This window comes from Catenibacterium faecis, assembly GCF_014306455.1.
Taxonomy (GTDB): Bacteria; Bacillota_I; Bacilli_A; order Erysipelotrichales; family Coprobacillaceae; genus Catenibacterium; species Catenibacterium mitsuoka_A.
The window spans coordinates 1-3,594 of the sequence record NZ_JACRWG010000101.1; the positions used below are offsets into that span (position 1 = coordinate 1).

At 34.1% G+C, this 3,594-nt stretch carries 2 protein-coding genes and 1 rRNA gene; 1 reads left to right on the forward strand and 2 read right to left on the reverse strand.

The genetic code is table 11. The features are described 5' to 3' along the window. A partial coding sequence (locus H8909_RS12660) for a transposase (RefSeq protein ID WP_369409844.1) occupies nucleotides 1–1,730 on the reverse strand: 1,730 nt, incomplete at its 3' end. Nucleotides 1,731–2,473: 743 nt separating this feature from the next. Between H8909_RS12660 and H8909_RS12670 the strand changes: the two genes are divergently transcribed. After that, nucleotides 2,474–3,427 carry an alpha/beta hydrolase gene (locus tag H8909_RS12670; protein WP_187013077.1) on the forward strand — a complete coding sequence of 318 codons (954 nt, stop codon included), beginning with the start codon at nucleotides 2,474–2,476 and terminating at the stop codon, nucleotides 3,425–3,427. A gap of 49 nt (nucleotides 3,428–3,476) precedes the next feature. Here H8909_RS12670 and rrf read toward each other — a convergent pair. After that, nucleotides 3,477–3,585 (reverse strand): 5S ribosomal RNA (rrf, locus tag H8909_RS12675). Between the last annotated feature and the right edge of the window lie 9 nt (nucleotides 3,586–3,594).

Sequence of the window (3,594 nt, forward strand, 5' to 3'; positions counted from 1 at the left end):
AATTCAGAAATGCATTTGTTTTTATCGATATTTTTAGTTCTGTAGTCGTAACAGTATAATAGGAATGATGAATACCAGTCTCTTTGTACCTCAGTACCATCTTGCAGCTTATACATTCGCTCAGATAGTTTCTTTTTAATATAGTCATCAACAGTATGGTCGTACTGTGAGGCTCTATAATCATTAGATACTTCAATATATATACCACCTGATACCTTGAATTTCTGTTCTACAGCAGTTTGAAACCCAGAAGGACATCTATTCTTTATGGATCTGCCAAAACGCTTTTTCCTATTAAACTTGCCTTTACTATTGACCGTAGTTTCTTTGGCTCGTCTCATAAGTTTGCCTGCATTTTTAGGTTCTGTGATAAATACATCTCCAAGACTTCTTAAATGGTTAGCGTCTTCATTTATTGCAAGCTGTCTGTTTATGGCATTGATGCGACATAATTCGGAGTGCTTTGTTTTCAGCTTCTTATAATGATTAGAATATCTCCATGTCTTACAACCTTTTTTAACAGTACCATCATCATTATAATTCTGCGGATTAGTTTCACGTCTTGACCTGTCCATAGCACGGTAAAGCAGACGTTCTTTTCTCTCAGAAGTCTGAATACTGCTGCCACGCTCTGAAAGATTCTTAAGTCCTACTTCTGTATCGGAAGTATAGGCAACTGTCTGTGTTCCTATATCAGCACCTATAATACCTTTGCCGAACTTATGTCTTGGATTGCCATGCTTATCATATTTTGGCTTTGCTTTACCCTCGATAGTAAGATGCAGATATACTCTGTATTTACCTCTTATCATCCTGGGAACAAGCGTAGCATAGCAGGGTCTGTATGTATCTATGCAATAGCCATCTTTAATAAGAGTATTAACAGCCCTGTCATCCAAAATCTCAGATTCGGCAAGATATGATAAAACCGCATCTACTTCATCCTGTTGAAATCTATCATTTGTTTGTATTCCAAATACCATCCTGCCAAGTTTGAAATGAAGTTTATTATCTGTAACGGATATAGGTATACCACGATTTATCTGCTTTGCACGAATACAAGGCAGTTCTCCATATCTTGAGAAATGAATGGCATTACCATTACCATATAAGCATTTTTCAATACCACGCCATATATCTTCGGCTTTAGTCAGCGCGAATACCGCGTCTACACCATATTTCTTGCCTATAGGAATCATGGACGTTCTGCAGTATTCCCATGTAATATTATAAGCTTTCTGCATTTCATTAAGTTGTTTGGCATAAGTTTTTCGTTTATTCTTATCTTTAGAATTACCATAAAGAAACAGTAATTTACGGTATCTCTTTGTACGCATAAGCTGGTTATAATTCTTTCTCATAAGACCAACAAGCTCATTCCCAGCTTTGCGTATCTTATCAGAAAGAGCCACTACTTTAATCACATCAGAATAAGGCATATCGGTTTCTACAGCCAGGATATGCCTGTCAGAAAATTTATGAAATTGTTTAAGAATCCTTTTGTATTCTTCGTCAGTTATCATTTTTCTGCCCCTTAATATTATCTTAATTCCTGTAGATACAAAATATCCTTTAGACCATAAAATACCGCATCCTGCATAGGATTGTATTAATTGTGGAAATGCCTTGAATAGTTCAATAGCACTTATATCTTTAAAAGTTCTTACAACATCACAGAAAGCAGCAGTTTGTGGTACATCTACAAAGACATGTATATGGTCAGGCTTCACTTCAAGAGCCTTAATGTGGTAATAGATTTTTCTGTAATATCTGTTTCAATATTTCCTCTACATTACCAGAAATATGAATTTAGAATACCTGATGATGTGATACTGTATCAGATATTTTCAATACGAAGTACTATGATATTGTTCCTCTCTGTCTTGTTCACCTAATTGATATTTTTCCTGAATTCCTCTACGCAGCAGTCAAGAAATATGATACTCTCTCCTTCCTCAGAAGAATAGATACGTGCAAGGTTTCACGTTCTGTTTTCCATCCAGCAGGAATTGAAATATTTATTTGTACATTGTCACTTTTAGTTCGTGTCATTACTGTTTTCCACAACTTGAATGATATGCTGAATTATTAGGATTACACTGTTCTGCATGGTTATTATTGTTCGCTATATGTGCCGCATTATTAGGATTTTCTGATTACAGTGATGGTTGTTTTGTTGTATGTGTGTTTATATCATAGTTACTTTTACTAATGATCTGTTTACTTCCTATACTTTAATATACATAGATTATATATCATTTTTCTAAGTATATATCAAGTGAAATGTGACTTTCATCCCACACGCAAGCGTGTGGGTTTTTCGCCACAAATTTATAACATAGAATTCTAAGAAAGTTTAGAAGAAATATAACTTTTACATATTTGAGATATTTGTATATATTTTTGTTTGTTTGATATTAAAACTATTAACTTCAAACTAATTTTAGTATACAATACATTCTGAGGTGAATATATGAAGAAAAAGATTATAGGATTGATTGTATTGATATTACTATGTGGAAGTATTGGAGTAGGTCATTATTTTGTGAATTATGCTTTGTCTCCTGCAAGTAATTCTAGTGAAAGAAATGTGAAGACAACTGTACATGCTTCAAATAGTAATGAATTGATTATGAATAAGAATAAAGAGGATGAGATGAAGAAAGCAGATGCTTTCTATAAGGAAACATCCTTAACATCAATTACAAGTAAAGATAAGTTAAAACTATCTGGTAACTATAAAACACAAGACTCACATAAATGGGCTCTCATTATTCATGGTTATAAAGTGGATAATAGAAATATGATGCCTTTTGGATGTACTTATTATGATCATGGTTATAATGTATTATTACCTGATGATCGTGCTTCTGGTAAGAGTGAAGGGAATCATATTGGAATGGGTTATCTTGATAAGAATGATATGAAGGTTTGGATTAATTGGATTTTGAATAAAGATCCAAAAGCAAAGATTATAGTACATGGTGTATCCATGGGTGGTGCTACTACAATGATGTTGTCAGGAGATCATCCAAAGAATGTAGTAGGTTATGTAGAAGATTGTGGTTATACAAGTGTATATGATATATTCTCTAGTGAATTAAATAAAAGATTTGGTTTACCACCATTTCCAGTGATGGATATTTCAAATATGATGTCGAATATTGAAGCAGGTTATGATTTTAAAAAAGCAAGTAGTTTAGAAGCAGTCAAGAAATGTAATAAACCAATGATGTTTATTCATGGTACAAAGGATGATTTTGTGCCTTATTCAATGGGATTAGAAGTATATAAGGCTGCAAATTGTGAGAAGGAATTATATAGTGTCAAAGGCGCAACACATGCCAATAGCTTATATATGAATCCAGACGCTTATTGGAATAAAGTATTCAAGTTTATTAACGAGAAGACATCTATCGCAAGATAGATGTTTTTTTGTACTAAAAAACCTTCCATAAGGAAGGCATAAAAAAAGGACCTGGCAGCTTGCTATTGTCGCGTCTTCACACTATCGTCGCCGTTATGATGCTTAACTTCCGTGTTCGGGATGGGAACGGGTGTGTCCATCATGCTATCGCCGCCAGATCCTCGAGG